Consider the following 25,325-nt stretch of genomic DNA (forward strand, 5'->3'; position numbering starts at 1 on the left):
TGGGAAAGGGGGGAGTAGGGGGCTAGCCGGCAATCTGCGCGGCGGTCGCCCAATTGCCGTGAAGGCCGGGCCGGATCCGGAAGGGAATGCCGAGCGTCGCGATCGGACCCTTGGCGACGTGCCGCGCCTCGAAGAGGAGCAGGCGCGAGCTTTGGGTATCGAGGCGGTTCTCGATCGCGACGAGATAGCCGTCGCCTTCCTCGGTCGAGCCGGGCCGCGGGACGAAAGCGGGCTCCTGAAGCGAGGAGACCGGGCCGAGCCAGTAGGTGTCCTTCTCCCCCGTCTCGAGGTCGATATGGGCAAGCGTGTTCATCAGCATGCCCGAGGCGCTGCGGCCGCCGGGCAGGTCCACCGGCTTGCTGAAGTCCTGCACGAGCAGGAAGCCATGACGGTTCTTGAGGCCGGTGAACCGGTCGTCGATCCGGGGAAATTCGCCGACGAGGTCGCTCAGCGGCTCCATCTGGATGTCCTCGCTGTTGGACCGAAGGTCGACCGTCCAGCGGGTCATGCGCGACGCCGCCTTCTGCGGATCGAACGGGTTGTCGTCGATGTCGGGAAAGAAGGGGAACATGTTCCCTTCCGCCATCGGCACGTCGAAATGGATCTTCGTGCCGTCATTATGGGCGTTCATGACGTGGCTGGCGAAGCAGACCGGCGCGGAGAACCACCTCAGATCCTCGGCCCCTCCCCCGCGCGGCAGGACGCCGAGATAGACCGGCTTCTTGGTGTCGAAGCCGAAATGCGGCTTGCGCGCCGCGAGCCGTTCCCAATCCGAGGTGATCGGCACGACGTGGAAGACCGCATAATCCTCGGTCACGCCGAAATCGTGCATCATGCAATAATAGGGAATCTCGAACCAGACTTCCTTGACGATCTCCCCCTTCGTGTCGATCTCGTAATAGACCATGTCGCGGCCGAGCAGCCCCTTGGCGGCGTAGCCGAAGGCGAGCATGTGGCCGGTCTTCGGATCGAACTTCGGATGAGCGGTGAAGGTCTGGCTCTTCATCTTTCCGCCGAAAGTGTAGACCGGATCGATCGTATCCAGCGTCTCCGGATCCATCAGGGTCGGCGGGCTGTCTTCCTTGAGCGCGTAGAGCTTGCCGGCATGGACGACGACATTGGTGTTGGCTGTCGAGCGGACGCGGCCCTTCGCCTCCTCGGTGTCGGTGAGCGGGTTGCGGTACATGCCGAACAAGGCGCGCCCGGCGGCACGCTCCATGTTGAACTTCTCGGTGCGCGCCCACTTCTGGCGAAGCGACACGTTGCCCCCCTGGAAGCGGAAGCGGGTGATCATGCCGTCGCCGTTGAACCAGATGTCGTCGCCGGAGAGGGGCGGGAATTGCGGGTCCGGGCACACACGGTAGAAAGCGCCGTCCAATTCCTCCGGCACCGCGCCGTCGATGACGGGGAGGCTGTTGACGTCCGCCTCCACGCCCGACGGCGCGAACATGCCGGTGAAGTTCGGGGTCTTGGGAAAGGTCATCGCGGTCATTGAGTCTGCTCCTCGCTGGGAATCACCGGGGCCAGCAGATGGGAATCCAAGCGGCCGCCGGTGCGGATGATGTGTCGGCCGACATTGCGCAGCTCTTCATGGCGCATCGACGACGGTCCGCCGGGAAGGTCGCCGTAGACATCCTGGCCCTGGACCTGGACGCGCAGCGACTCTCCCGCCCGGAACAGGGTGCTCGAGGGCCAGATCTCGATCTCGACCGGAACCGTGACTCCGGGCTCGAGCGGATCCTCATGGGTGTGCGGGTGGATGGGCTGCCAGGGAGTCGACTTCTCCTCGTCGAGCGCGCGATGGCTGGCACGCAGCCAGCCCAGCGCCGCCGGACCATCGTCGCAGATGGCGTAGAAGACGAAAGGCACGACGTTCCCGTCGCGGTCCAGCTTCTGGATCGCCACAAACAGGTCCATGTCGTTGCCGGCGTCCGTTTCCACCCACAGCTTGAGCTTCATGTGGCCGGTGAGCTCGGTGTCGTGCTCGAACTTCATGTCGAAGCAGGCGCGGCCGTCATCGGCATTGGGATCGTAGGACGCTTCGCCTTCCTCCCCGACCGGCGCCGGCGACAGGGCCAAGTCGCGCGCGTCGAGATGGAAAGGCGTGTAGACGGTGCGGGCGAGCGGCCATTCCAGCTCGTCGCGCCAATGGCCGACATGCGCGCGCTCGCGCACCTCGATCCGGACCTTGGGCCAATCGTCCGACGCCTTGCCTTCACCGCGCAGATACTGGTCGAAGAAGGCTCGCAGCAGCTCGACGTTCGGCGGATCGTAATAATGCTTCCACTTCTTCTGCCCGTGGACGAGCAGGAATTTGTCGGGCGAGCGTGCCGCCTTGTAGGCTTCGAGCGTACCGCGGGTGTGGAAGCCCTGGTCCGACCAGCTCGCGACGAAGAAGGCCGGGCATTCGATGCCGGCGAGATCCTGGACCTTGCTCTCCCAATATTCGTCCCAGAGCGGATGATCGATCATGCTCTGGATCGTGTCCTCGACCAAATTGGTGCCGTAGCGAAGGCCAAGGCCGGCGCGAGGGACGAAGCCGGTGTCGCGCATGCCGCCATGATAGCCGAACTCGCGATACCAGTCGGAGAAGGCCTCCCAGGGATTGATGGCGGCAAGGTGCGGCGGGTGGAGCGGCGCGACCTGATATTGGGCCGCGGCGAGATAGGAGACGCCGCTCATCCCGACCTTGCCGTTGCACCAGGGCTGCACGGCCAGCCATTCGATCAGATCGTAGACGTCGTCGCCTTCCTGCGCGCCCGCATGGTGGAAGTCGCCTTCCGAATACCAGGTGCCGCGAGGGTCCGGGAAGACGACGGCATAGCCGCGCGGACACCAATAGGACGGGTCGGGCGCCTCAAAGGCGGTATATTTGGAGATCCAGCCCGGCTGGACGTCGGCGGCGGGCCACAGGCTGTCGGACAGGTTGTGCTTGCCGTACGGGCTCCAGCCGATGATCGCCGGCACCTTGTCGGCCTCCGACCGGTTGTCGGGCAGATAGAGGTCGATCAGGATCTTCACCCCGTCGCGCATCGGTACCGCGATGTTGCGCTCGATCCTGAGGCCTTCCTGGCGCAGCACCTCATGCTGCGTGCCGGGATGCGGCGGCTTGAACTTGGCGAGCTTCGGATCGGTCGCCGGGATCATCAGCGGCTGGAAGCGCGGTCGGCTCGGGGGTGTGTCGGGCATGGCGATCCTCCCTCAAAGCACCTGGAAATAATGGATGCGATTGGCGCCGGGGACCTTCTCGGCGACTCCGACGAAGATGTGGCGATTGAGCCAGGCGTGGGGCCCGTCGGGCACGTCGAACTTGGGCGAGACCCGCATATAATATTCATGGTCCGCGACGGGCTCGTTGCGGGACATCTTCGCCATCGCCTCCTCGGTCCCCCAGCGATAACCGCGGCTCTGGAGATAGACGTGGGTGCCGTCGTCGAGCTCGAACAGGTAGCGCGCGTCGAAATCGATCACGCCGTCGGCGCGCACCAGCGGAAAGTCGCCGCCGCTCATCGGGAGGACGATTCCGTTGATCTTGCCTTCGACCTTGCCCTGTGCCGCCCAGACCGCAGCGCGGGTCATCCCCGTCGAGGACGGCTTCAGATACACCGCCTTGGTGAGGTCGATCGAGACGGTGAAGGCATGTTCCAGGCGCGGCTGAAAAGGATGGGGCTGGTCGGTCATGCTGTCGCTTCCTGCATCGTTTGGGTGAGGTCCTGCTCGCCGAGATCGCGGCGCATCGTCCGGGTGGCGAGCAAGGCGTGGATGCCGCCCCAGACGAAGAAGAGCGCGCAGGCGACGAGCGCGTAGCGGAGGCCGTGCTCGGCGGCCGCGGCGCAGGCGGCGGCAAGGTCCGACCCGGCAGCGGCAGGCGCGACGCCACCCGGGCACATCGCCGCGAAATCGCCGGCAAAGGCGCGGCTCGCGAGCCAGTCGCTCACCTGTCCGGTGAAGACCGGGCCGAGCCCGCCGCCGACCATGTTCATCACGAACAGGAACAGGGCGGCCGCGGAAGCGCGCATCCGCGGATCCATCATGTTCTGGGTCGCGCCGACGGCCGGGCCGAGGAAGGCGAAGCCGATCGGCGAGGAGATCATGAGAAGAACCAGTGCGGCCCGGAAATCGTCCTGGAGCAGACCGGCGATGTAGACCGGCGCACCGAGGATCATCAGCAGACCGGGGCCCCATCCGTACCAGCGGCTGTCGCCCCGGGCGAGACGCGCGATCCCAAGGCCCAGCACGGTCGTGCCAAAGGCTGCGGCCAAGCCGGTGATCAGTCCGAAATAGGCGCCCGCCTCGCTGAAGCTGAGGCCGAAGGAGCGGACGAAGAAGGCCGGAATGAACAGGTTCAGCCCGAGATTGCAGAAGATCGCGAGCGCCGCCAGCATCGTCAGGTGCATGAATGCGGGCTTGCCCCCGATCCGCTTCAGCACCTCGAGAAGCGGCGGCACGTCCTCGCTGCGCCGCCCGGCCGGATCGAACGTGCCGCGCGGCGGCTCGCGCAGGCCGAGCAGGACGATCAGAGCGAGCACGAGGCCCGGCACGCCGGCGATGACGAAGGCCGCTTGCCAGCTCAGAACGTCCGAGGCCCAGCCGCCGAGGAAGGCCCCGGCGGCCGAGCCGATCGGGACGCCGAGGCCGAGGATGGCGACGGCCGACGCCCGCGCCCTGGGTGGATATTGATCGGAAAGGAGCGAGTAGCAGGTCGGGGCGCAGCCGGACTCGCCGAGACCGACCCCCATTCGCAGCAGCAGCAAATGGGCGAAGCTGGTGGCGAGCGCGCAAAGCGCGGTGAAGGCGGACCAGGTGGCGAGCGCGGCCGAGATGATCCAAACCCGATTGAACCGTTCCGCCAGCCGCGCGATCGGGATTCCGCCGGCGGTATAGACGAACATGAAGAGGATCCCGCCGAGCAGCCCGAATTGCGTATCGCTGATCAGCAAGTCGCGCTTCAGGGCCGGACCCAGGGCCGCGATGATCAGCCGGTCCAGCGAACTCGAAGCATAAATGGCGACCAGCAGCGTGAGCATCCAGCCGCGGTAGGAACGCGTATAAAGGGGAGCCGTGGCCGTGGCGGCAGAGTCCGTCATCGCGCGGCGAAGGCTCCGCCTTGGAATCCCGTTACCACCGTAAATCCGCCTGCCGGCGCGGTCGCGCCGGAGCAGGCGATTTGCGGCTGAACGGTCACTGGCACTGGCACTCCTCGCAACTCGACACGGGCCCATCCCGGAAGGGGGCGGCAGCAGGCCCTCCCCCATCCGCCGTCAGCACAGCCGGGGTGCCGGCGCCGGCGATGCCGGCACCGGCCCCGGATCAAAGGGCGAAGCGGACACCCAGGCGATAGGAACGGCCAACCACGTCGTAGAGGACGTTGTTGGTCGGGCCAAAGCTGGACGGAAGATCCTTCGGCGGGTCCTGATTGAACAGGTTGTTGACCACGCCGAAGACCTCCACGCTCTGCTCGCCGCGCTCCCAGACGGTATATTGCGCATTGAGGTTCACGTAGGTCACGGCGCCGACCTTGTTGTCGCTGATGCTGTTCGGAAGCGACGGGTCATAGCCGTCCTGGTGCGGACCGATATTCAGGACGTTGTAGACCCCGCTCGAAATGTGCCGGATCTGGAGCTGCGCGGCGAACGGATCCCCCTGATAGGTGATGAAGCCGTTGATCGTATAATCGGGAACGCCCGACGGCTGCGAAACGCCCGAGCCGTTCTGGCCCGCACGGTCCACCGCGATGCCGGAGGTGTCGACGGTGATCAGGTCCTTCACGAAGGTCGCGAGCACGCGCAGGTTGAGCCGGTCGTCGCTCTCGATGCCGAGGCTGGTGAGCGGAAGGGTGTAGTCCGCCTCCACGTCCCAGCCGCGGGTGATGAGCGTGTTCAGGTTCAGCTGCGGATTGATGATCTGCGTGAGCTGACCGGCCTCGTTGCGGATGACGAACTCGCAAAGCGCCTGATCTCCGCCGACGCAGCGGTCGCGGATGATCTGCGCGCCGAGCGTGCTGATCGCGCCGTCCAGCGAAATGTCGAACCAGTCGACGGAGGCCCGGAAGTTCCCGGCCCCGCCGAGATTGGCGGTGACCACCGCTCCGGCCGTCCAGGTGTCCGCCACCTCGGGCTGAAGCGCGGTGTTCCCGCTCAGCAGGGTCGGCACGAGCAACCGGCCCGCCGCGCCGTCGTCGACCGTCTGGAACGAGCTTTGCGGCGCGCCATAGAGTTCGAACAGGTTCGGCGCACGAATGTCGCGCGACCGCGTGCCGCGGAACCGGATGAACTCCACAGGTTGCCAGTCGGCGCCGATCTTCCAGGTCTCGACGCGGCCGCTATTGCTGTAGTCGGTCACGCGAATCGCGCCGTTGAGCTCGGCGCTTCGGGCGAATGGGAGGTCGCGCGCGAGCGGCAGCGCCAGCTCGACGAAACCTTCCTTGACGTCGAGATCGGCCTCGCCGCCGGCGATGCCGCCGCCCGGGCTGGTGTGGAAGTCGTTCCTCGCCGAGATGGCGTCGGTGACGCTGCTGACGCTGTCCTTGCGATACTCCAGGCCGCCGGCGAAAGAAAGCGGGCCTGCCCAGAGATCGACGATGTCGCCGCGCAACGTCAGCGCGACGACGTGCTGCTTGAGGGTCGTGTCCTGCTGCGCCGTCTCGGTGACATAGTCACGCGCCGCCGACGAGGAAGCGCCCTCGCCGAACGGATTCAGCGGCACGCATCCTGCCGCCGCCGGATTGAAACCCGGGCCGGGAAGCGTGGCACGGCAGACGATCTGGCCGGTGCCCGGGTCGCGAACCGCGTCGATCGCGAAAGCCATGCGCGAGTTGACTGTCGTGTTGTACCCGCGCTGGCGGTAGTCGGTCTGGCCGTACTGATAATAGCCGTCGAGGTTCCAGTTTCCGCCGAAGTCCCAGCTGAACCCGCTTACGGCGCGGAACGTGTCGCGGGTGACGTCGCCGACCTGCGGGCCGAGATCGTTCCAGATCCGGCCGAACGGCAGGGTGGCGAGGTTGAGGTTCACCATCTGCTCTCGGACCGAGTCGGGCAGGAAGGCATTGTCGCGACGGATCTGGTAGGATCCGGGCGGCGCCACGTCGCGGCGGCTGGCGCCGAGAATGGTCCCGTTCACATGACCGTAGGACACCTGCGCAAAGACGTTGATGTCGTCGGTGAGGTCGTAGTCCAGGTTGGAGAAGATGTTGATCCGCTCGCTCGGGGCGGATAGCGGGAAGAATTGGTAGAAGGGCAGGATGGGATCCCCGCCGCCGCTCTGGAAGAGACCGGAGCCGTAGACGCCGTAATCGTGCTGGAAGGTCGTGCCGTTCGGGTTGAACTCGGTTCCCCGCAGCGGGCCGCCGACGATCAGGCCGTTGAGCGAAGCGGTCGCCGTGCGCGCATTCGGCATGATGATGATGGCCGGCTGCCCGGCGATGACGCGCTCGGTCGTGCTTCCGGGGACGAACGGGTTGTTGACCGTGTTCCAGCTCTCCGCACACCAGTCGCGCGTATAGCAGTCGCCGGCCCCCTGATTGTTCACATATTCGGCACCGACGATGAAGCGCCACCGGTCGGAACCGAAGTCGGTGCCGTAGGCGAGCGACACGAGGAGCTCGTCATTGTCGCCCTCCTCCGACATGCCATATTGCACGGTGCTGCGGACCCCGCGCAGGTCGCGGTTGATGATGAGGTTTGTGACGCCGGCGACGGCGTCGGAACCGTAAGCCGCGGAAGCGCCGCCGGTGACCACCTCGACGCGCTGCAGCAGCGACGAAGGAACGAGGTTGAGGTCGACCGTATTCGCCGGAGTGAAGCCGCCGCCCGCAACGGCGGAAGCGACGACCCGCCGGCCGTCGATAAGGACCAGCGTCCGGTTGCCGCCGAGGCCGCGAAGGTCAGCCGTCGAGGCGCCGAGATTGCTGACGAAGATGGCGGTCGTGGCGGGCGAGCTCTGCGCGCGAAAGGCGGGAATCTCGTTCAGCACCTGGGCAATATTGGACGCGCCCTGGCGCTGGATCTGCTCGTCTCCGACGACGGTGACCGGCGTCGGCGTCGTGAAGCCGGAGCGCGCGACCCGCGATCCGGTGACGACGATCGCCTCCTGCTCCTGGACGGGCGCCTCGGCCGACACAGGCGTGTCCTGGACCTGCTGCTCGACCGCTTGAGTCTCGGCGGAAGGATCGGCGAGGACCGATTCGTCCGTCTGGGCGAGAGCGGCCCCGGGAAAGGCCGCCAGGCCCGCGGCCACCGCCACCATGCTGACTCCGCGCGTGCAAACGACGCGAGACAGAACCTTGCCGAATCCTTGCATGCATCTCTCCCTTGCTGGGTGCCCTCCACCTTCTCGCGAGTGGATTTAGCCGTTGATCTCTCAACGAGCGTTGTTATCTCAATGATGCGGGGCATACAAGAGGTGCTCCGCCAGATGTTTCATTCGCGAGACGGTCTGGAACGATAGGCAGAGAGCGCTATAGCGCCGCAGGGGGAGCGAGAACGGCAATGACCGTCGATAAATCCGTTGACCGAAAGAGCTCGAAGCGGCGGGAAGAGCCCCTGATCGCGCCCGACATTCCGGGCTGGCTGGCGCCGCAGCTCGATTCTCCGACCTTCCGGCTGATGATCGTCGCCAAGCTCATGGACCGGCTCACCAGCCGCCAGCTCGCCGAGTTCGACCTGACTTATGCGCAGTGGCGGCTGCTGAGCCGCCTCGCCATCCATGGCGACCTGACCGTACGTCAGGTGGCCGACATCGCCTCAGTGGACCGCGCCGAAGTGAGCCGGGCCGCACCGGCGCTCGAAAAGAAGGGCCTGACCGACCGGCGCCCGAGCGCCACCGGCATCCCGGTCCTGTTCGCCACCCCCAAAGGCCGCAAGCAATTCGAATTGATTGCGCGCGCGCGCAACGCCTTCCACCGAACCCTGCTCGCCGATTTCGACGAGGAGGAGCGGCGGCAGTTCGACCGCTCCATCCACAAGGTCGCGGCGCGGCTGGTCGAGATGGGGCGGACCCGCGAGTTCAACCGCGACTGAGCGCGCCCGGGTGATCCCGCCGGCCAAACGCACCGGCTCCGCCCAAGGGTCTACGATCAGAATTCGCCCGGCTCCTTGTAGGGATCGCTCGCTTTCACCAACCGGGCCTTCGGATCGCCGACCCAGGGCATCTCCTGGCGCAGCCAATGGCGTATTTCGAGCGATCGGAATCGCCATTCGCCGTCATGCCGGGCGCAGATCGCCTCCCAGTGGCCGTGCAGGAAGGCGTGGTAAGTGTTCGTCGTCTGCTCGAGCCGCGTCACCGACCAATAGACCTTGGCGGAGATGAACTCTCCCTCGCGCTCGATCAGGAAATTATGGGGATGATGCTGACGCCCCATGAAGGCGTAGGGCCGACCGTACCACAACCCTTCGACCATCGACCTGATCTCGTCGCGCCCCTGGTAGCGCTTCGGCGGGAAATGCTCGATCCAGCCGTCCGGCGTGAAGCGATCGAGAAAGGCGGCGAGATCGCCGGTATTGAGCGCCCAGCAATATTTCGCGAACAGCTCCTGGATGTCGAGCCGCTCCTCGACGGTGGGTTTCGACATGCGGGTCATTCAATTCTCCTTCCTCGGCCGACGGGCCGCGTTCGAACTTCAGCGGCCCACCCCAGGGGCCGCGGCCCCGTGCGCGACGAACAGATGGGCGGCGAGCGTGCGGGGCAGCCTGGCTTCAGCAGCCGGTCGGAATCGCCGGCCGGCGTGCCGGCGATCATGGCTGCGCCGCAGGCTGGACCGAGATCGAGCGCCGGATCGCCCGCGCCGCGAGATAATAATGGCCGGCTCCCCAGGCGTAGAGCGCCATGCTGCTCATCAGCGCATAGCGAATTCCCTGCGCGGAGGCGGACTGACAAGCCGGCAGCGAGGCCGCCGCATCACCGGAACAGACGGCGCCATGATCGCCGGGAAAGGCGGCCGAGGCGTAAAGATCGCTGACGAAACCGAGCAGAGGCGGTCCCAGCCCGACGCCGACCAAGGTCGAGATGAAGAAGAAGACGAAGGCGGCCGTGGCCCGCTCCCGCACGCCCACCATGTTCTGGAAGGCAACGAGGGTTGGAATGCTGTGGAAGAAGAGGAGGATGCCGCCGCAGACCTGGAAGCCCAGGGCGATCCTCGAATCCCCGATCGAATAGCCGACCAGATAGAAAGGGACGGCCAGGGCCATGCCGAATGCGGGAACCAGCGCATAATATTGCGGCCCGCGCCGGGCGATGAAATCGATTCCGAAGCCCGCCGTGGAGAATCCGACAGTCGCGGCAACGCCGCTGAGGATGCTGAAATAGAAGCCGGCTTCCAGGATCGAAAGGCCGTGAACGCGCATGAAGAAAGGACTGGCGAAGGCGCCGCCGGCATAGAGGCCCATGGTCGCCAGCGCGAGCCCGGCAAGCATGTGCCGGAATTCCGGACGGCCGCCCATCGTCCGCAGCACGGCACCGAGCGGCGGCACGCCGTCCGCCGAAGGCCCCGGATCGGAGAGGCCGCGGGGCGGCTCGCGCAAGGTCAGCTTGATCAGCAAGGCGACGATCAGACCGGGGCCGGCGACGGCGATGACGGCGATCCGCCAGCCGAATTCGTGGGCGATCAGCCCGCCGGCAATCGCCCCGAACACGGACCCGACCGGCGCCCCAAGCTTCATCACCGTCATCGCCGCCCCGCGCTGCCGCGGCGGGAAATGGTCGGCGAGGAGCGAAACGCTGGGGGCCTGGACGCCGGCTTCGCCGATGCCGACGCCGATCCGGTACAAGAAGAGGTGCCAGAAGCTCGCCGCCGTGCCGCACAGGACGGTCATTGCGGAGAAGAGTCCGACCGAGACCGAGATGATCGTGACGCGACTGCGCCGTTCGGCGAGCCTGGCGATGGGAAGCCCCAGGACCGAGTAGAGGATGGCGAAGCCCAGCCCCCCGAGCGCGCCGAGCTGGAAGTCGCTGAGGCCAAGATCCTCCTTGATCGCCTGGCCGAGCGTCTGGACGATGACTCGGTCGACATAGCCGAAGGCGGCGACGAGCAGGATCAGCGTCAGCAACCAGGCGCGATAGGCTCGACCATATTCGGGCTGATCACTCACGCGCGCTGGTCCCCTCCGAAGCTCGGCGGGGGCGCCCCGCCCTCTCCCGGTCCTGCCTTCTGCGGACAGAGCCGTTGATGACTCAATGGTCCTTGCTAACTCAAGGGATTGGCAGCGGCAACCCTGCGCCGCGGGCGCAAGACGGTCCCTGCCCCTTTTATCGAGGTCGGGCGACTATTCGCCGCGCTGGCGCGGCAAAGCGAGCGCCGCGACGGCGACGATCAGCATCGGCGCCGCGAAGACCAAAGCGATGGCCAGCTGGCTGAACTGCATGGCAAGCAATATCCCGCCGATCGCCGGCCCGGCGATCGCCACCAGGCGCCCGAAGCCGGCCGTCCAGCCGATGCCGGTGGCGCGCATTTCCGTCGGATAGGCGCTGGACGCGATCGCGTTTATTCCGCCCTGCGCGCCGACGACGAACGCCCCGAACAGGATGCTGATCGCCACGCCCACGGCGACGCTCAGCGGCGAGACCGCGAACAGCATCAGGCCGCCAGCCGCGATAAGCGAGCAGACGGCAACGGCGAGCGGGGCGCCGACCCGCTGGATGAGCAGGCTGAGGAGGATCGGGAGCAGGATCGCACCGATGACCGAAGTGGCGACGATTCGCGCCGCGACGACCATCGGGAAGCCGCCATAAATGTGCAGATAAGTGGGCAACCACGCCGCGACCATGTTGAGGACGAGCACGCTCATCGCGCTCATGCCGGCGATGAGGAAGGTCGTCCGCCTCCGCTCCGGCGCAAACAAGGCTGCGGCCGGCAGCTTCCCGGTGACCGGCTCGCTGAGCCGGAAGGTCGCGTCCGCTGGGAGCGGCTCGCCAAGCACCTTTCCGATCACCCGTTTCGCCCGATCGCCGGCGGGATCCTTCAGCACCAGGAAACGCGGCGACTCGGGCAGGACCAGGAAGAGCAAAGGCAGGATGAGGAGCGGAATCGATCCGCCGAGGAGGAAGATGCCCGACCATCCGAAACGATCGGCCAGGGTCGGCGCGATGAAGCCGGCGGTCGCCGCGCCGATGGCGTAGAGCGCCGAGAGCAGGACGACCACGCGCTGGCGCTGCCCGAAGGACGAGATTTCGGTGACGAGCGCGATCACGTTCGGGATGACGCCGCCGAAGAAGATGAAGGCGGCCAGCCGCAGCAAAGCGAGCTGGCCGACGCTGTCGGCCGCCGCGGCTGCGAGCGTGAGCAGGCTGAACATGAGGATGCAGGCGAGGACGGTCGGACGCCGTCCGAACCGGTCTGCCAACGGCGAGACGATGGCGTAGCCGAGCGCCAGCCCGACCCCCTGGGCCGAGAAGATGAGGGCGATCATCGCAGGCTCGGTGCGGAAGGCCTGCGCCAGGGTCGGCACGATGTTGCCGACCATGTACATGTCGAAGCCCTCGATGATCATGACCAGGCCGCACAAAGCGAAAACCATCATGCGATAGGCGCCGAACGGCCGGTCGAGCAGGCGCTCCACCGCCAGCGGCTCCGAGGCGCTTCCTGGGCCGAGATTCGGCTCCCCCCGCCCGGCCGCGGCTGGCCCGTCCGCGCGGTTCATGTGCGCCTCCCGTCGCTGATCTCGAGCAGGCGCACGAGATCGGCCAGGGTCGCCGTGACCGGCGTCGCCACGCCGCGGGCTTCGCCGAAGCGCGCCACGGCTCCGTTGATGGTCTCGATCTCCGTAGGGCGGCCGGCGAGCCGATCCTGAAGCATGGAGGCCTTGTGGCCGCGATGATTCTTCATCGCGAAATCGACCTTCGCATCGATCGGCGCCCGATCGAGCTCGATGCCGTGGGCCGCCGCAACGGCAACCACCTCCCCGACGATCGCCCCGGCGATTCTGCGCCCCGGCGGCGCATCCATGCCGCCGACGGTAAGCCCGGTGACCGTCGCCATCGCATTGAGCGCGGCATTGAAGGCGACCTTTTCCCAGACAGCCGCCTGGACCTGCGGATCGACGTCAGTCTCGAGCCCGGACCGATTGAACAGTTCGGCAACCGGCGGTGCCGCCGCCTGTGCCTGCGGTACATGGCCACCGAGCCGCACATGCCCCTTGCCGTGCGAGGCGATCCGGGTCGGCCCCTCCAGATCGGCCGGGAAGTCGGTGACCCCCATCAGGATGGACGCAGGGGCGAAAGTCTTCGCCAGTGCCTCCGCATTGCCGATCCCGTTCTGAAGCGTGAGTGCGGTCACCCCCGGACGGGCCAGATGCCCGACCGACGCCGCGGCGGCTTCGCTGTGCATGCTCTTGGTGAAGAGCATGACGAGATCTGCCGGTCCTTCGACCTGGGCGGCGGTCAGGGCCCGGACCGGCACTGTCCTTTCGCCCTCGTCGTCGCGCAGGGTGATTCCGTCACGACCGAGCGAATCGAGCCTCCCTCGATCCACGTCGACCAGGGTCACCGAGGCGCCGCACTCGGCGAGCTTCGCCGCGAACAGGCACCCCATGGCGCCTGCGCCGACGATCACCACCTCGTTGATGTCCAATTCTCCAAGCTCCCGATGACCGCAACGGGCCAGCCGGCCCTTCAGTGGCATGCTGGATATTAGGACGATGACAGGAGGTCCAGCCGGGAACCATGGCCGCATCGGCACAAGCGTCGGCAAAGCGCGAGGACAAAAGAGAGCGCCTCAATCGGGTGCCGACGTGTCCCTGCCAGACGATGCGCGCTGGACCACTGCCGAACCGGATCGACTAACGTTCGGCAACTTCACCCTCATCCAGCCAGGGTGGGCTTGGTGCGGCGCGATCATCCCGACGGACCGAGCCCAACGCCGGATCATTCTGGCGCGGCGTGTCGTAGAGGCTCCGCTCGACCACCGATCGGTCGCGGCTTGAGATCACCCAGACCTGGTCAAAGGCATCTTCCGCAATTTCCGGTGCCGGCTTACCGCTGGCGCGGGCGATGATTTCCGCCGCAAAGTCCTTGCTGGCGACGACGAGCACGGGGCCTTGTTCTCGCGCCAGCTCGCCCATGAGCGCGTCGAGTTTGTGCGGGTCGAACAGCTTTGGGTAGAGGCCCAGCTCGACGGCGAGCCAGGCCGACGAATCGAGCGAGACCTGCTCCGTGGCCGTGTAGATCGCCGCCGGCGGCGGCAAATTCCCGAACGCGTTTGCCAGCCGCCGCGCATTGTTCGCGCCGGCCTCGGACAGGCGGGCATGACTGCCCGTGCCGCGATATTCGAGATGGCGCATCACATAGAGATCCGGGAAGTGGGGAGCCGCCACCGCTGCGGGCCCGCTCGCCAGCAGGAGCAACGAGACCAGAATGCGAAGAATGATCATGAGACGGCTCCCCGGCCAAAGTTAGAATCGAGCTCGTGCGCCGACGAAGAAACGCCGGCCGACGACATCCCACACCGTCGGATCGGAATTGTCGCTGGCAAGGGCGGAGCCGAGGATCGGCGGATCCTTGTCGAACAGGTTGTCGATGCCGCCGAAGAGCTCCAGCTGCTCGTTGACGCGCACGGCCCCGGAGACGTCGAACAGCCAATGGCGAGGCGCCCGTTCGACCGCGGCGGTGACACCCTCCTTCAGCTCGATGTCGTCGACCATCCGGCCCTGAAGGCGGAACGTGACCGGTCCGCTATTGTAGGTTGCGCTCAGATTTAGCTTGAAGTCGGGGATCAGCCAGAAGCCGCTGCCGCCGCCGCAGCCGCCCCCCATGTAACCGGCGCATTCGAGCGCGGGCTGCCCGGACACGACCTGGGTCGAGCGGCTGAACATCCAGGCGGCCACGGCCTGCAGGCTGAGCTCCGCCCCATCTCCTGACAGCGACACCGCGTCCGGCAGGCCCAAGCGATAGTCCGCCTGCACATCGAGACCCTCCGCCCTCAGCGAGCCGATATTGCTGAGGTTGGTGTTGACGAAATCGATCTGGCCATTGGCGAGGCGCGTGATCGCGCGACACGTTTCCGACTCGGGATCCAGGTTGGTGAAGCAGTCGTTGAGCGTCTGCGCGGCGTTGATGGTGGTGATCGCATCGTCGACCTTCACGTTGAAATAGTCGACGGTGATGTTGAGGCGTGGAACGAAGGGCGGCGAGATCACCGCACCGATCGTGTAGGTCTTGGACTTTTCTTCACGAAGGAGAGGATTTCCGCCGCTCCGCGCGCTGAGGCCGGTCGATTGCTGCGTGAAGGTCGGCAGGTCGGCGCGGTTGACGCCCTGCAGTACGCAGAGGTCCTGCTGCGCCGGGGTCGGCTGCCGCGCGGCGACGCACGGATCGACGCCGGTCGTGAAGCCGATCGTGATCGGCGAGAACAGCTCGTCGAGCGAGGGCGCGCGGATAGCGACGTTGTAGGCGCCGCGCAGCCGCACCCAATGGACCGGCGCCCATTCTCCGCCCGCCTTCCAGGTGAAGACGCTGCCGACGGTGGTGTAGTCGGAATAGCGCGCCGCCCCTTCGATCGCGAGCGTGTCGAAGAATGGCCGGTCGGACAGAATCGGAATGCGGAGCTCGCCGAAGACTTCCTTCAGGCTGTACTCGCCGGCGATCGGGCTCTGCGATCCGGTGCCATATTCACCGGCAACGTCCTGCGGGCTCGGGCGGAAGGAATATTGGTCTTTCCGATACTCGGCGCCCACCGCCATCGCCACCGGGCCGGCGGGCAGATCGAAGAGCTGGCCGCTCAGCGAGGCACCCGCGACGTTCCGGGTGAACCGGTCGTTCGAGACGCGCTCGGGCGTGAGAAAGGCGCTGGCCCTCGGATCGATGGTGTCGAGGCCGAATATCGAGACGGGGACGCAGCCGCGGGACGGATCGACGCAGACCACCTCGCCTTGCGCGTCGACGGTGGCGTTAAGGGCCTGGGAGAGACGCGTCTGCGAGATCACGCCCTGGGCGCGTTCCGTGCCGGTGGTGCGCTGATATTGGTAGAAGACGTCCCAGCGCCACCTGTTGCCGCCAATATCGAAGTCGCCGCGAAGCCCGCCGGTCAGGTTGCGTGAGTGGCGCTCGAACGAATAATTGCGGAAGCCGAGCTCGTTGGCGCGGCGGCCGGCCCCCGAGACCGCGGCCGTCCCGTCGCCATCGGGATCGAACAGCGCGCTGTTGTCGACGAAGAACTGACGCACCGCGGGCAACAGGATCGGGTTGGTCGCATAGTTCGGCACCAGGAAGGTGGAAGCGCCCGCGCCCGGCGTGACCGGCGTGAACGAGTCCGACGCCTGCTGATACGAATTCTCGCTGTTGATGTAGTAGACCTCGCCATAGGCCTCGATCCGGTCGGTCAGCTCATAGCGGGCCATTCCCGAGACCTGCGTGCGCTGCAGCGGGCGCAGGTGATATTGGCCGATGGCGAAGTTGAACGTGTCTTCCGGCGCGCAATAAGGCAGCACGGCGCCGGCTTCGCCGAAGCGTATGCCGGTGAGGCTTGAGCAGGGGCCGCTCGGCGTGAGATCGACCCCGACGAGCTGCGCGCGCTGGGTGGTGCTGAGGCCGATTCGCGTGCCGGGAATGCTGCCCGAGCCGCCGGGGACCAGCATGCCGTTCACCGTGTCGAGCGGCCGCGCGGAGTGCCAGCGGTCCTCCTTGAAGATCGCGCCGCGGTCGGTGAAGCTCGCCGAGAGAGTGACGTTGCCCCGGTCGTCGGCGAAATTGGTGCCGACCGTGAGGTCGGCCTTGTGGGTCGCGCCATCGCCGCGGAAGGTGCCGCCATACTGATAGCTTCCTTCGACGCCTTCGAAGTCGCGCTTCAGGATGAAGTTGACCGCGCCGGCGACGGCGTCCGAGCCATAGACCGCCGAGGCGCCGCCGGTGATGACGTCGACCCTCTGGACGAGCGCGTCGGGAACGCTCGCAAGGTCGACCAGGCCGTCCGAATTGGCCGGAATGAATCGGCGGCCGTTGACGAGCACCAGCGTACGCGCTGCGCCGAGGCCGCGCAGGTTAGCGGTCAGCACGCCCGAGCCGCCGCCGCCATTGACGTTCGACGAGTTGCCGGCGGCGAGCTGCGGATATTCGTTGAGCGTGCTTTCGAGCGTCACATTGCCCGAAAGACGCAGGTCCTGCTCGCCGATCACGGTCGTTGGACTGGGCGCCGCCAGGTCGTTGCGGATCAGGCGCGAGCCGGTGACGACGATCTCTTCGGAAGCCGTCGGCGCCGTGCCGGTCACGTCGGTCGGCGCCGTTTCTGCCGCGGGCGGCCGCGCGTCGGGCGATTGGGCGAACGCGGGATGGGCGAGCAGGCTGGCTCCGCCGAGCAGCGCGGCCACTGCAGCACGGCGCGGTGGAAAGAATCGGCTTCCGCTGACGGTCGTGGTCATGGCATTCCCCTCTCTCTTTTTCGTTCTATGTTGCTTTTGCCGCCGAACGGGGTTCGCGCCCGCCCTCACAGCCGGAGCGTCGCCTGGCCGTGTTCGAGTGTGAGCGGCACGGTCCTTTCCTCGCCCGCGACACGCACGGCGAAGGTGCGCGGCGAGGCAGGGCCGTGTGACTGGCGGACGTGGAGCGTGCGGCGCGCATCCGACCAGCGGAAGGCGAACCGGCTATAGTCGCCCCGCCGGTAGGCGAAGCTGTCGCCGTCGTCCTCGTAGAGATCCCCGCCGCCGTCGGCGCCCGGATGGACCAGAAGCGTGACGGGTTCGTCGCTCCTCTCGCCCGTATGCTGCTTGACGGGGCCGAGCGGCACGACCGCGCCGGCGCGGACGTAGAGCGGCATCGTCGCCAGATCGACGGCGCGGTCGATCTCGCGGCCACCCTCGATCGGCTGGCCGGTCCAGAAGTCGATCCAGCGGCCCCGTGGAAGATAGAGGCGCCGCTGGGTGGCGCCCTTCTCGACGACGGGGGCGACGAGGATGTCCCGACCGAACAGATATTGGTCGCCGCGGCTCACGGCCTCCGGCTCGTCATGATGGAACCACAGCGATCGGATGATCGGCATGCCGGTAGAGACGCACTCGTGGACTGCCGTGTAGAGATAGGGAAGGAGGCGGTAGCGGAGCTCCAGATACTGCCGGCAGATCGGCTCGACGCGGTCGTCCCTCAGGTCTGCGGGATCGGGATTCCATTGGGCGGTCTCCGGGAATCCGCGCTCCCCCTTCGTCCATCCCCAGGGCAGGTGCATCCGCCAGTCGCGACCGTGCGAGCGGAAGAGCGGCGTGAAGGCGGAGAATTGGAACCAGCGCGTGTAGAGCTCGCCGGTAAACTCGTCGCGCGACTGGAAGCCGCCGATGTCGGTGCCCCAATAGGGGATGCCGCTGATGGCCGTGTTGATCGCAATCGGAACATGCGTCGCCAGCGCCGCCCACCGTGACTCGACGTCGCCCGACCATAGGAACGCCGCGAAGCGCTGCATGCCTGCAAAGCCGTTGCGGTGGAGCGCGTAAGGGCGCTTGTCCGGACGGTAGAGCTGCGGCCCCTCGAAATACATTCGGTTGCGCGCGAGGCGCGACGGCGGATCGAGACCGTCGCCTTGGTCGGGCCACCAACCATCGACCCCGATGTCGATCAGTGGCTTGTGGAAGGGCCAGTAGCAGCTGACCTGCCGGTCGGGCGGCCATCGGCCGTCGGGCAGGCGACCGCTGGGCAAAAGCGGGGCGGTGCAGGGATCGGAGACGCGGCCCATGAGGCGGCGCCCTTCCAGGACGACGTGGATGACGACCTTGAAGTTCTCGGCCTTCAGCGCCGCAAGCGACGCGGCGGGGTCCGGGAAGACCTTGGGGTTCCAATCGAACTCGCCATTGTAGCTGTTCCAGCCGGCGGGCGCGAAGCCGGTGCTGAGGTAGATCATCGCATCGCAGGGAAGCTTGCGCGCGCGGAACTCCTTCGCCTCCGCAATGATCTCTTCAGGCGTTCCCAAGGCGCGGTGCGACTGCTGGTAGCCGAGCGACCAGAGCGGCGGCATCTCGGGATAGCCGGTAATCTCGGCATAAGCGCGCATCAGCCCGGCAGGCTCGCGCGACGCGACCACGAAAAGGTCGAGCGGCCCGCCCGAGACCGTCGGCGTGAAGCGTCCGCGCATGCCTGTCATGTCGAACGATCCGACCGGCTGGTGGATGAACATCGCCCAGCCAGCGGTGCCGACCAGCCACTGGATCGGAACACGCGAGCCGTGCGTCGCGAGCCTGTAGCCGCCGGCGCCGCTCCTCATTTCATCGAGGGAACCGCGCCGATCGAACTGCGGCCCGCCCTGGCCCAGCCCCAGAAGCGGGCTGTCGCCGAGCTCGAAGGACAGCGAGCCGGCTTCCCAGGCGAACTCCTGCACCTTGCCGCCGGCCGCGTCGGTCACGACGATCGAAAGCGGGTCGGATCCGACGCGAAAGGTGAGACCGCCGCAACGCAGGGTATGTGGCCTGCCGCCGATCCTCATGCGCGCGGCCGGCGCCGGCCACTCGCGCTCCGCCAGCGAGCCGCTTTCCTCAGGTTCGATCGCTACCCCGTCGACCAGGGGCAGCAGCGAGAGGCGCACGATGCCGCCACCGATGTCGGTGAGCCGCAGCTCCAGCGGAGGCTGGGTCGCCGCGCCGACCGCCGCGGCCGCGCGCGTGCCGAGCATTGCGAACGTGGCGGCGATCGCCTGCAGGCTGCCGCGGCGCGTCAGTCCGTGCTTCATCATGCCTTCCCTTCGTTCGATGCTGCGGCACGGATCGGCTCGACGATCGATGCGATGTCGAACTGTTCGAATCCCGCTTCGCCCGCGGCGAGATAGCGGTCGCGAGCGGCTCGCGCCGAAGCAAGGTCGATGCCCGCCGCGCCGAAGGCCGCGGCGGCATAGGTGAGATCCTTCGCCATCAGCGGGACCAGGAAATGCGGCGCGTAGCTGCGGTCGAGCATCCGCTGACCGACGGCGCGAACGAGGGGGCTGCCCGGCGCCCCGGCGCCGAGCAGCGCCAGCGACCGGGCGGGATCGAGGCCGCTGCGCTCGATCATCGCGACGGCCTCGGCGAGCGAGGCGGCCTGCACCCCGCACAGGAAGTTGTTGACGAGCTTCAGCGTCGCTCCGCTGCCGACGGGCCCGAGATGCTCGATCTCGGTGCCGAGCGCGTCGAGGACCGGACGCGCGCGCGACAGCACCCTCGCATCGCCGCCGACGAGGAACTTGAGCGCACCGCTGGCCGCCTGATCCCGGCTCCCGGTGACGGGGGCATCGAGGAAATCGACGCCGCGCGACGCCATCTCCGCGGCAAGTGCGCGCACCCAGTCGACGGTCAGCGTGCTCGACTCGACGGCGACGGCGCCGCCTTTCATCGCCGAAAGCGCGCCGTCGCTCCCCAGCCAGACGGAGCGAGAGGCTTCGTCGGTCGCAAGCATCGCGATGACCAACGAGGCGTCGCGCACCGCGTCGGCGGGCGTCTCCGCCACGCGCGCGCCTTCCAGCCCCGGGGCGCGGGTGCGCTCCGGGGTGCGGTTCCAAATGCTGACGGGAAAGCCGCGCGCGACGAGCTGGCGCGCCATGCCGCCCCCCATCAGGCCGAGGCCGAGGACAGCGACGGGAAAAGATTGGTCGGTCATTGGGTCACCTCGAAGCGAGCGAGCGCCTGTTCGTCGATCTCAAGGCCCAGGCCGGGGACGTCGTCGTCGAGCTCGACGAAGCCATCCTTCGCCATCGGCTCGCCCTTGAAGATCAGCCAGAAAAGTTCGTTGCCGACCTCGACGTCGACCGGCGGAAAGAATTCGGCGATCGGCGAGTTCAAGCTCGCCATGACCACATGGTAATTGTGCATCTGCCCTGCGTGCGGAACGACGGGGATCGAATGCGCTTCGGCCAAGGCCGCGATCTTGCGCGCGGCCGTGAGGCCGCCGACGCGATTCGTGTCGAACTGGATGTAGTCGACCGCTTTCGCCTCGATCAGCTGACGGAAGCCGTAAAGCGTGGACTCATGCTCGCCGGCGGCGATCGGGGTCGTCCCGAAGCGCCGCAGCTCGGCATAGCCGTGCACGTCGTCCGGAATGATCGCCTCTTCGAGCCAGCGCAGGTTGAACGGCTCCAGCAGCCGCATCATCCGCTTCGCATAATCGAGGCTCCAGCCCATGTAGGCGTCAGCCATGATGTCGACGCCGTCGCCGACCGTCTCGCGGACCGTCCGCACGAGATCGAGATTGCGTTGCATGCCGTCCGCGCCGTCCACCGGGCCCCAGCCGAAGCGCAGCTTCATCGCCTTATAGCCATCCGCCTTGTAGCGGGCGGCCTCGGCGGCAAGCTCGTCGAGCGGGGTCGAGTAGAGGCGGCTGGCGTAAACCGGGATGCTGGACTTGGTCCGGCCGCCCATCAGGCGGTAGCAGGGCTGGCGGGCGGATTTGCCCATGAGATCCCACAGCGCGATGTCGATCGCGCTGATCGCCACCACGGCCACGCCCTTGCGCCCGTACGCCATCGTGCGGCGATACATGTGCTGCCACAGAAACTCGGTGTCCCACGGGTTTTCCCCGATCAGAAGCGGGGCGAGATGGCGGTCGATCAGCGCCTTGGTGACATGCGGCGACAAAGCGGCATTGCCGATGCCGACGTGCCCCTCATTGGTGAAGATCTCCACGATCAGCCAGTCGTGGAAGGTGAACGCGCCCATCGTTTCCGGCGAGAGAAGCGGCGAGACGAGATCCATCGGGTTCGTGCAGAAATGTGGCGGCAGCGGCGCCGTCCCGCCCGCCCATCTGACGACGCGTGTGCGGATTTCCGTAATCTTCAAGTGAAGGCCTTTCGTGAGAAATCCAGGGGACCGATTCGCGGAATCGCGATGCAGACGAGCACGAAGGCGATCACGTGGAGCGAAGCGGCGACGGTCAGCACCGGGCCGTAGCCAAGCCCGGCGTCGAGCATCCATCCGGCCGCCTGCCCCATGGCGATGCCACCGAAGGCGCCGCCAAGCCCGACGAGCCCGGCGAGCCTGCCAAGCGCGCCGCGCGGCACGAGGTCGGTCGGAAGCGTCATGACGAGCGTGGACCAGCTCTGCTGGCCGAAGAAGGCGAGGCTGAAGATGAAGATCACCAATCCGACCGACGCGGCGAACGGCACCAGCATGACGAACGGCATCAGGGCGACGCTGATGCCCATGGCGATCTTGCGCGCCGCGTTGACGGACAGGCCGCTGCGCAGCAGCCGGCTGGAAAGATAGCCGCCGGCCAAACTGCCGACGCCCGAAGCCGCATAGGGGATCCAGCCGATCGATGCCGCCTGCTTCAGATCGAAGGCATGCGCCTCGAACAGATATTTGGGCAGCCAGAAGAGATAGAAATACCAGGCAGCGTCGCTGAGGAACTTGGCCCCCACGATGCCCGCCACCTCCCGCCGCGCCAGGAGCGCTCGGAGCGAAGGCACGGCCTCGACGGGAACGTGCTCCGCCTTTTGGTCGAACGACACGTCAGGGGTGCGATAGCTCCACCACCAGCCCGCCACCCAGACGATGCCGATCGCACCGGTGATGAAGAACACCCAACGCCAGCTGCTGAGGCCCATCCAGTGGCCGTGCGTGAGGATCAGAGCGATCAGCGGCGGCGCGATCACCGCGCCGACCGCCGTGCCGGCGTTGATGATACCCATCGCGGTCGCCCGGTCGCGTACCGGAAACCATTCGGCGACCGCGCGCGTGGCGGCGGGGAAACCGCCGCCTTCGCCGAACCCGAGGAGCAGGCGGCTGGCGGCGAGCGCGAGAACGCCGCCGGCCAGCCCGTGACTGGCGCAGGCGAGCGACCAGAAGATCATGATGACGATGAAGCCGCGCCGGGTGCCGATGCGATCGAGCAGCCAGCCCCCGCCGAGATACATCAAGCCGTAGGTGGCAAGGAATGCCGAATCGAGCGCGGCCTTGACCTGATTGCTGATCGGAATGTCGGCTTCGATTGATCGCCCAAGGCAGCGTCTGACGATCGAGATAGGAGATCGCAATGGCGGCGGCGACGAGCAGCGCGATCATCCATCGCCCTCGCAGCACTTCGCCTGGCGTCTCGCGGCCCATACTAGCGGCACCCGTCCGGGCAGGTGCATGCAGCCACTCGCACAGCCGTTTCCGGCGCTCCGTCCTTCATCGACCCGCCTCCTGCTGGTCCGACCAGTATAGCGAGTCCGTCACCTTTGCAAGATCGTATACTTTCGATTTGTCACAATCTGGTCCTACCAGTTGGCCCCCTCGAAGCGTGGCGCTTGACGACCCAGACGGACGACGCCACCACAGAATGATGGACGACATGCCTCGCGACCTGACGGGCAAGCCGGGCGAGCGGCCCAAGCAGATCCACGACGCGATCGCGCACGATCTCGGCGTGGCGATCGTGAGCGGCGTCTACACGCCCGGACAGATGCTTCCCGGGGAAGCGAAGTTCAGTTCCGGACTCAAGGTTTCGCGAGGGGCATATCGCGAAGCCATTCGCATTCTGGCGGCGAAGGGATTGGTGAAGAGCCGGACCAAGAGCGGCACGCGTGTCAGCGAGCGCCGGCGTTGGAACATCCTCGATATCGACGTCCTCGCCTGGATGTTCGAGGTCGAGCCGAGCGAGACCTTCATCCGGGACATTTTCGAGCTACGACTGATCGTCGAACCGGCGGCGGCGGCACTTGCCGCCACCCGGCGCACAAGTCGCGAACTCGGCCGCATGGGACATGCGCTGGAGGAGATGGAACGGTTCGGCCTGCTCAGCGAGCATGGGCGCGCCGCCGATCAGGCGTTCCACAACATGATCCTGGAATCGACCCGCAACGAGGCGGTGATATCGCTTTCCAGCACGATATCGGCGGCGGTGGGATGGACGACGGTGTTTGCGCGGCGCGAGCGGGCCGCCGTGCGAGACCCGATGCCCGACCATTACCGGCTGTTCGACGCGCTGGCCCAAGGCGATCCGCACCAGGCGCGAACATGCATGATCACGCTCATCGACCATGCCTTGCAGGACACCGGGATAGGATCGGTCCGGGATCCGGCGCTGTCCGTCTAGTAATGGTGCCTGCTCAGCATCGAGGCGATCTGCAGGAGCGGGACCATTCCAGCACTTCGGCGCGATCGGACAGCCGCCCTTCGCCCGTCCACATTCTTGCGAAGCGACCCGATTCCTCGCGCGAGCGGGCGGGAACCGAATCCTCTCGTAGCGCTTCTGGCCACGCAAGCTTCGAGGAACGATCAATGCCGGGCGCGCGCATCCTCATCTCGAACTGGGCGGGACGGGCGTGAGCGCGCTGTTCGCGCCGCTACGCATCCGCGGCCTCGAGCTTGCGAACCGGATCGTGATCGCGCCCATGTGCCAATATTCGGCAGTGGACGGGTGCATGACGGACTGGCACCTCATCCATCTCGGCCACCTCGCGCTCTCGGGTGCGGCGCTCCTGACGATAGAGGCGACCGCGGTCCTGCCCGAGGGCCGCATCTCCTATGCCGATGTCGGCCTGTGGGACGACCAAAGCGAGGCCGCGATGGGACGCGTTCTCGAAAGCGTCCGGCGCTGGTCCGACATGCCGATCGCGCTTCAGATCGCGCACGCCGGTCGCAAGGCCTCGACCGACCTGCCCTGGAAGGGCGGCGCGCAGATCCCTCCGGGCAAGAAGAACGGCTGGACCACCTTCGCCCCCTCCCCCATCGCCTATGGCGAGGATGAAGATCCGCCCGAGGCGCTCGATCGCGACGGCCTCGCCCGCGTGCGGGACGCCTTCGCCGAAGCGGCGCGGCGCGCGGCGCGGCTCGGAGTCGACGCCGTCCAGATCCACGCGGCGCACGGATATCTGCTGCACCAATTTCTGTCGCCGCTGTCGAACCGACGCGAGGACGACTATGGCGGCCGCCTCGAGAATCGCATTCGGTTCCCGCTCGAGGTGTTCGACGCCGTGCGGGCGGCCTTTCCCGCGGACAAGGCGGTGACGGTGCGGGTTTCCGGCTCCGACTGGGTCGACGGCGGCTGGGATGCCGAGCAGACGGTCGCCTTCGCGGCGGCGCTCGAGGCACGGGGATGCGATGCGATCCATGTCTCGAGCGGCGGACTTCACCCGGGGCAACGGATTCCGGTCGGGCCAAGCTATCAGGTGCCGCTCGCGCGGGCCGTGAAAATGGCGACGCGGATGCCGGTCGTGGCCGTCGGCCACATCACGGAGTTCGACCAGGCGGAGGCGATCGTGGGCACCGGCGATGCGGACCTGGTGGCACTCGCCCGCGCCATGCTGTTCAATCCCCGTTGGCCCTGGCACGCTGCCGCTCATCTCGGGGCTCGCGTCAAGGCGCCGGACCAGTACCTCCGTTCACAGCCTCGCCAGAATCGCGACCTCTTCGACTTCGGCCAGTGAGAGCCTGAGGACATCCCGTCTCCGCGCCAAAGCCTGTGTTGGAGGCTGG

At 66.9% G+C, this 25,325-nt stretch carries 18 protein-coding genes; 3 read left to right on the plus strand and 15 right to left on the minus strand.

Going from position 1 to position 25,325, the window contains the following annotated elements:
- Positions 1-22: 22 nt before the first annotated feature.
- From EKM57_RS00300 to EKM57_RS00320, 5 genes are all read right to left on the minus strand, one after another.
- Positions 23-1,492 carry a carotenoid oxygenase family protein gene (locus EKM57_RS00300; RefSeq protein ID WP_243450830.1) on the minus strand — a complete coding sequence of 490 codons (1,470 nt, stop codon included), beginning with the start codon at positions 1,490-1,492 and terminating at the stop codon, positions 23-25.
- Positions 1,489-3,189, minus strand: coding sequence for a CocE/NonD family hydrolase (locus EKM57_RS00305; RefSeq protein ID WP_129790480.1), 1,701 nt, complete (start codon positions 3,187-3,189; stop codon positions 1,489-1,491). Before EKM57_RS00305 ends, EKM57_RS00300 begins: the two co-directional genes overlap by 4 nt.
- A 12-nt stretch (positions 3,190-3,201) precedes the next feature.
- Positions 3,202-3,681, minus strand: coding sequence for a DUF3237 domain-containing protein (locus EKM57_RS00310; protein WP_129790481.1), 480 nt, complete (start codon positions 3,679-3,681; stop codon positions 3,202-3,204).
- Positions 3,678-5,087: an MFS transporter gene (locus EKM57_RS00315; RefSeq protein ID WP_165357121.1), complete on the minus strand. Its 1,410-nt coding sequence runs from the start codon at positions 5,085-5,087 to the stop codon at positions 3,678-3,680. The genes EKM57_RS00310 and EKM57_RS00315 overlap by 4 nt, the downstream gene beginning before the upstream one ends.
- A gap of 223 nt (positions 5,088-5,310) precedes the next feature.
- A complete protein-coding gene (locus EKM57_RS00320) occupies positions 5,311-8,298 on the minus strand; it encodes a TonB-dependent siderophore receptor (RefSeq protein WP_129790483.1) in 2,988 nt (995 codons plus the stop codon).
- Positions 8,299-8,486: 188 nt separating this feature from the next.
- Between EKM57_RS00320 and EKM57_RS00325 the strand changes: the two genes are divergently transcribed.
- The gene (locus EKM57_RS00325) at positions 8,487-9,017 is read left to right on the plus strand and encodes a MarR family winged helix-turn-helix transcriptional regulator (RefSeq protein WP_129790484.1); all 531 of its coding nucleotides are present in this window, start codon (positions 8,487-8,489) and stop codon (positions 9,015-9,017) included.
- A gap of 56 nt (positions 9,018-9,073) precedes the next feature.
- Here the strand turns inward: EKM57_RS00325 and EKM57_RS00330 are convergent, their stop codons facing one another.
- The 10 genes from EKM57_RS00330 to EKM57_RS00375 all read right to left on the minus strand — a co-directional run bounded on the left by EKM57_RS00330 (position 9,074) and on the right by EKM57_RS00375 (position 22,900).
- Positions 9,074-9,577: a nuclear transport factor 2 family protein gene (locus EKM57_RS00330; protein ID WP_129790485.1), complete on the minus strand. Its 504-nt coding sequence runs from the start codon at positions 9,575-9,577 to the stop codon at positions 9,074-9,076.
- Between the two features lie 154 nt (positions 9,578-9,731).
- Positions 9,732-11,084: an MFS transporter gene (locus tag EKM57_RS00335; protein WP_165357122.1), complete on the minus strand. Its 1,353-nt coding sequence runs from the start codon at positions 11,082-11,084 to the stop codon at positions 9,732-9,734.
- Positions 11,085-11,258: 174 nt separating this feature from the next.
- Positions 11,259-12,632: an MFS transporter gene (locus EKM57_RS00340; protein WP_129790487.1), complete on the minus strand. Its 1,374-nt coding sequence runs from the start codon at positions 12,630-12,632 to the stop codon at positions 11,259-11,261.
- Entirely contained in the window at positions 12,629-13,561 is a 933-nt protein-coding gene (locus EKM57_RS00345; protein WP_243450831.1) for a ketopantoate reductase family protein, read from the minus strand. Before EKM57_RS00345 ends, EKM57_RS00340 begins: the two co-directional genes overlap by 4 nt.
- Positions 13,562-13,769: 208 nt before the next feature.
- Positions 13,770-14,360 (minus strand): histidine phosphatase family protein, encoded by a 591-nt coding sequence (locus EKM57_RS00350; protein WP_129790489.1) that lies wholly within the window; start codon positions 14,358-14,360, stop codon positions 13,770-13,772.
- Between the two features lie 21 nt (positions 14,361-14,381).
- Positions 14,382-17,342: a TonB-dependent siderophore receptor gene (locus tag EKM57_RS00355; RefSeq protein ID WP_129790490.1), complete on the minus strand. Its 2,961-nt coding sequence runs from the start codon at positions 17,340-17,342 to the stop codon at positions 14,382-14,384.
- 65 nt (positions 17,343-17,407) lie between these two features.
- Positions 17,408-19,633, minus strand: coding sequence for a TIM-barrel domain-containing protein (locus EKM57_RS00360; protein WP_206185234.1), 2,226 nt, complete (start codon positions 19,631-19,633; stop codon positions 17,408-17,410).
- Positions 19,630-20,529, minus strand: a complete 900-nt coding sequence (locus tag EKM57_RS00365; RefSeq protein ID WP_129790491.1) for an NAD(P)-dependent oxidoreductase — start codon at positions 20,527-20,529, stop codon at positions 19,630-19,632. The genes EKM57_RS00360 and EKM57_RS00365 overlap by 4 nt, the downstream gene beginning before the upstream one ends.
- Positions 20,526-21,704, minus strand: a complete 1,179-nt coding sequence (locus EKM57_RS00370; protein WP_129790492.1) for an L-rhamnonate dehydratase — start codon at positions 21,702-21,704, stop codon at positions 20,526-20,528. Before EKM57_RS00370 ends, EKM57_RS00365 begins: the two co-directional genes overlap by 4 nt.
- Positions 21,701-22,900: an MFS transporter gene (locus tag EKM57_RS00375; RefSeq protein ID WP_243450832.1), complete on the minus strand. Its 1,200-nt coding sequence runs from the start codon at positions 22,898-22,900 to the stop codon at positions 21,701-21,703. Before EKM57_RS00375 ends, EKM57_RS00370 begins: the two co-directional genes overlap by 4 nt.
- A 290-nt stretch (positions 22,901-23,190) precedes the next feature.
- Between EKM57_RS00375 and EKM57_RS00380 the strand changes: the two genes are divergently transcribed.
- Together EKM57_RS00380 and EKM57_RS00385 are read left to right on the plus strand one after the other, a co-directional pair.
- Positions 23,191-23,943: a FadR/GntR family transcriptional regulator gene (locus tag EKM57_RS00380; RefSeq protein WP_206185235.1), complete on the plus strand. Its 753-nt coding sequence runs from the start codon at positions 23,191-23,193 to the stop codon at positions 23,941-23,943.
- A gap of 229 nt (positions 23,944-24,172) precedes the next feature.
- Complete coding sequence (locus EKM57_RS00385) at positions 24,173-25,276, plus strand: NADH:flavin oxidoreductase/NADH oxidase (protein ID WP_129790493.1); 1,104 nt, start codon at positions 24,173-24,175, stop codon at positions 25,274-25,276.
- The last annotated feature ends 49 nt before the right edge of the window (positions 25,277-25,325 follow it).

The sequence above is a fragment of the Sphingosinicella sp. CPCC 101087 genome (assembly GCF_004151485.1).
GTDB lineage: Bacteria > Pseudomonadota > Alphaproteobacteria > Sphingomonadales > Sphingomonadaceae > Allosphingosinicella.

What these genes read in the sequence shown, in the direction of transcription:
- EKM57_RS00300 (WP_243450830.1), bottom strand. Translation starts at nt 1,492, where the DNA reads ATGACCGCGATGACCTTTCCCAAGACCCCGAACTTCACCGGCATGTTC.
- EKM57_RS00305 (WP_129790480.1), bottom strand. Translation starts at nt 3,189, where the DNA reads ATGCCCGACACACCCCCGAGCCGACCGCGCTTCCAGCCGCTGATGATC.
- EKM57_RS00310 (WP_129790481.1), bottom strand. Translation starts at nt 3,681, where the DNA reads ATGACCGACCAGCCCCATCCTTTTCAGCCGCGCCTGGAACATGCCTTC.
- EKM57_RS00315 (WP_165357121.1), bottom strand. Translation starts at nt 5,087, where the DNA reads ATGACGGACTCTGCCGCCACGGCCACGGCTCCCCTTTATACGCGTTCC.
- EKM57_RS00320 (WP_129790483.1), bottom strand. Translation starts at nt 8,298, where the DNA reads ATGCAAGGATTCGGCAAGGTTCTGTCTCGCGTCGTTTGCACGCGCGGA.
- EKM57_RS00325 (WP_129790484.1), top strand. Translation starts at nt 8,487, where the DNA reads ATGACCGTCGATAAATCCGTTGACCGAAAGAGCTCGAAGCGGCGGGAA.
- EKM57_RS00330 (WP_129790485.1), bottom strand. Translation starts at nt 9,577, where the DNA reads ATGACCCGCATGTCGAAACCCACCGTCGAGGAGCGGCTCGACATCCAG.
- EKM57_RS00340 (WP_129790487.1), bottom strand. Translation starts at nt 12,632, where the DNA reads ATGAACCGCGCGGACGGGCCAGCCGCGGCCGGGCGGGGGGAGCCGAAT.
- EKM57_RS00350 (WP_129790489.1), bottom strand. Translation starts at nt 14,360, where the DNA reads ATGATCATTCTTCGCATTCTGGTCTCGTTGCTCCTGCTGGCGAGCGGG.
- EKM57_RS00355 (WP_129790490.1), bottom strand. Translation starts at nt 17,342, where the DNA reads ATGACCACGACCGTCAGCGGAAGCCGATTCTTTCCACCGCGCCGTGCT.
- EKM57_RS00360 (WP_206185234.1), bottom strand. Translation starts at nt 19,633, where the DNA reads ATGATGAAGCACGGACTGACGCGCCGCGGCAGCCTGCAGGCGATCGCC.
- EKM57_RS00365 (WP_129790491.1), bottom strand. Translation starts at nt 20,529, where the DNA reads ATGACCGACCAATCTTTTCCCGTCGCTGTCCTCGGCCTCGGCCTGATG.
- EKM57_RS00380 (WP_206185235.1), top strand. Translation starts at nt 23,191, where the DNA reads ATGGACGACATGCCTCGCGACCTGACGGGCAAGCCGGGCGAGCGGCCC.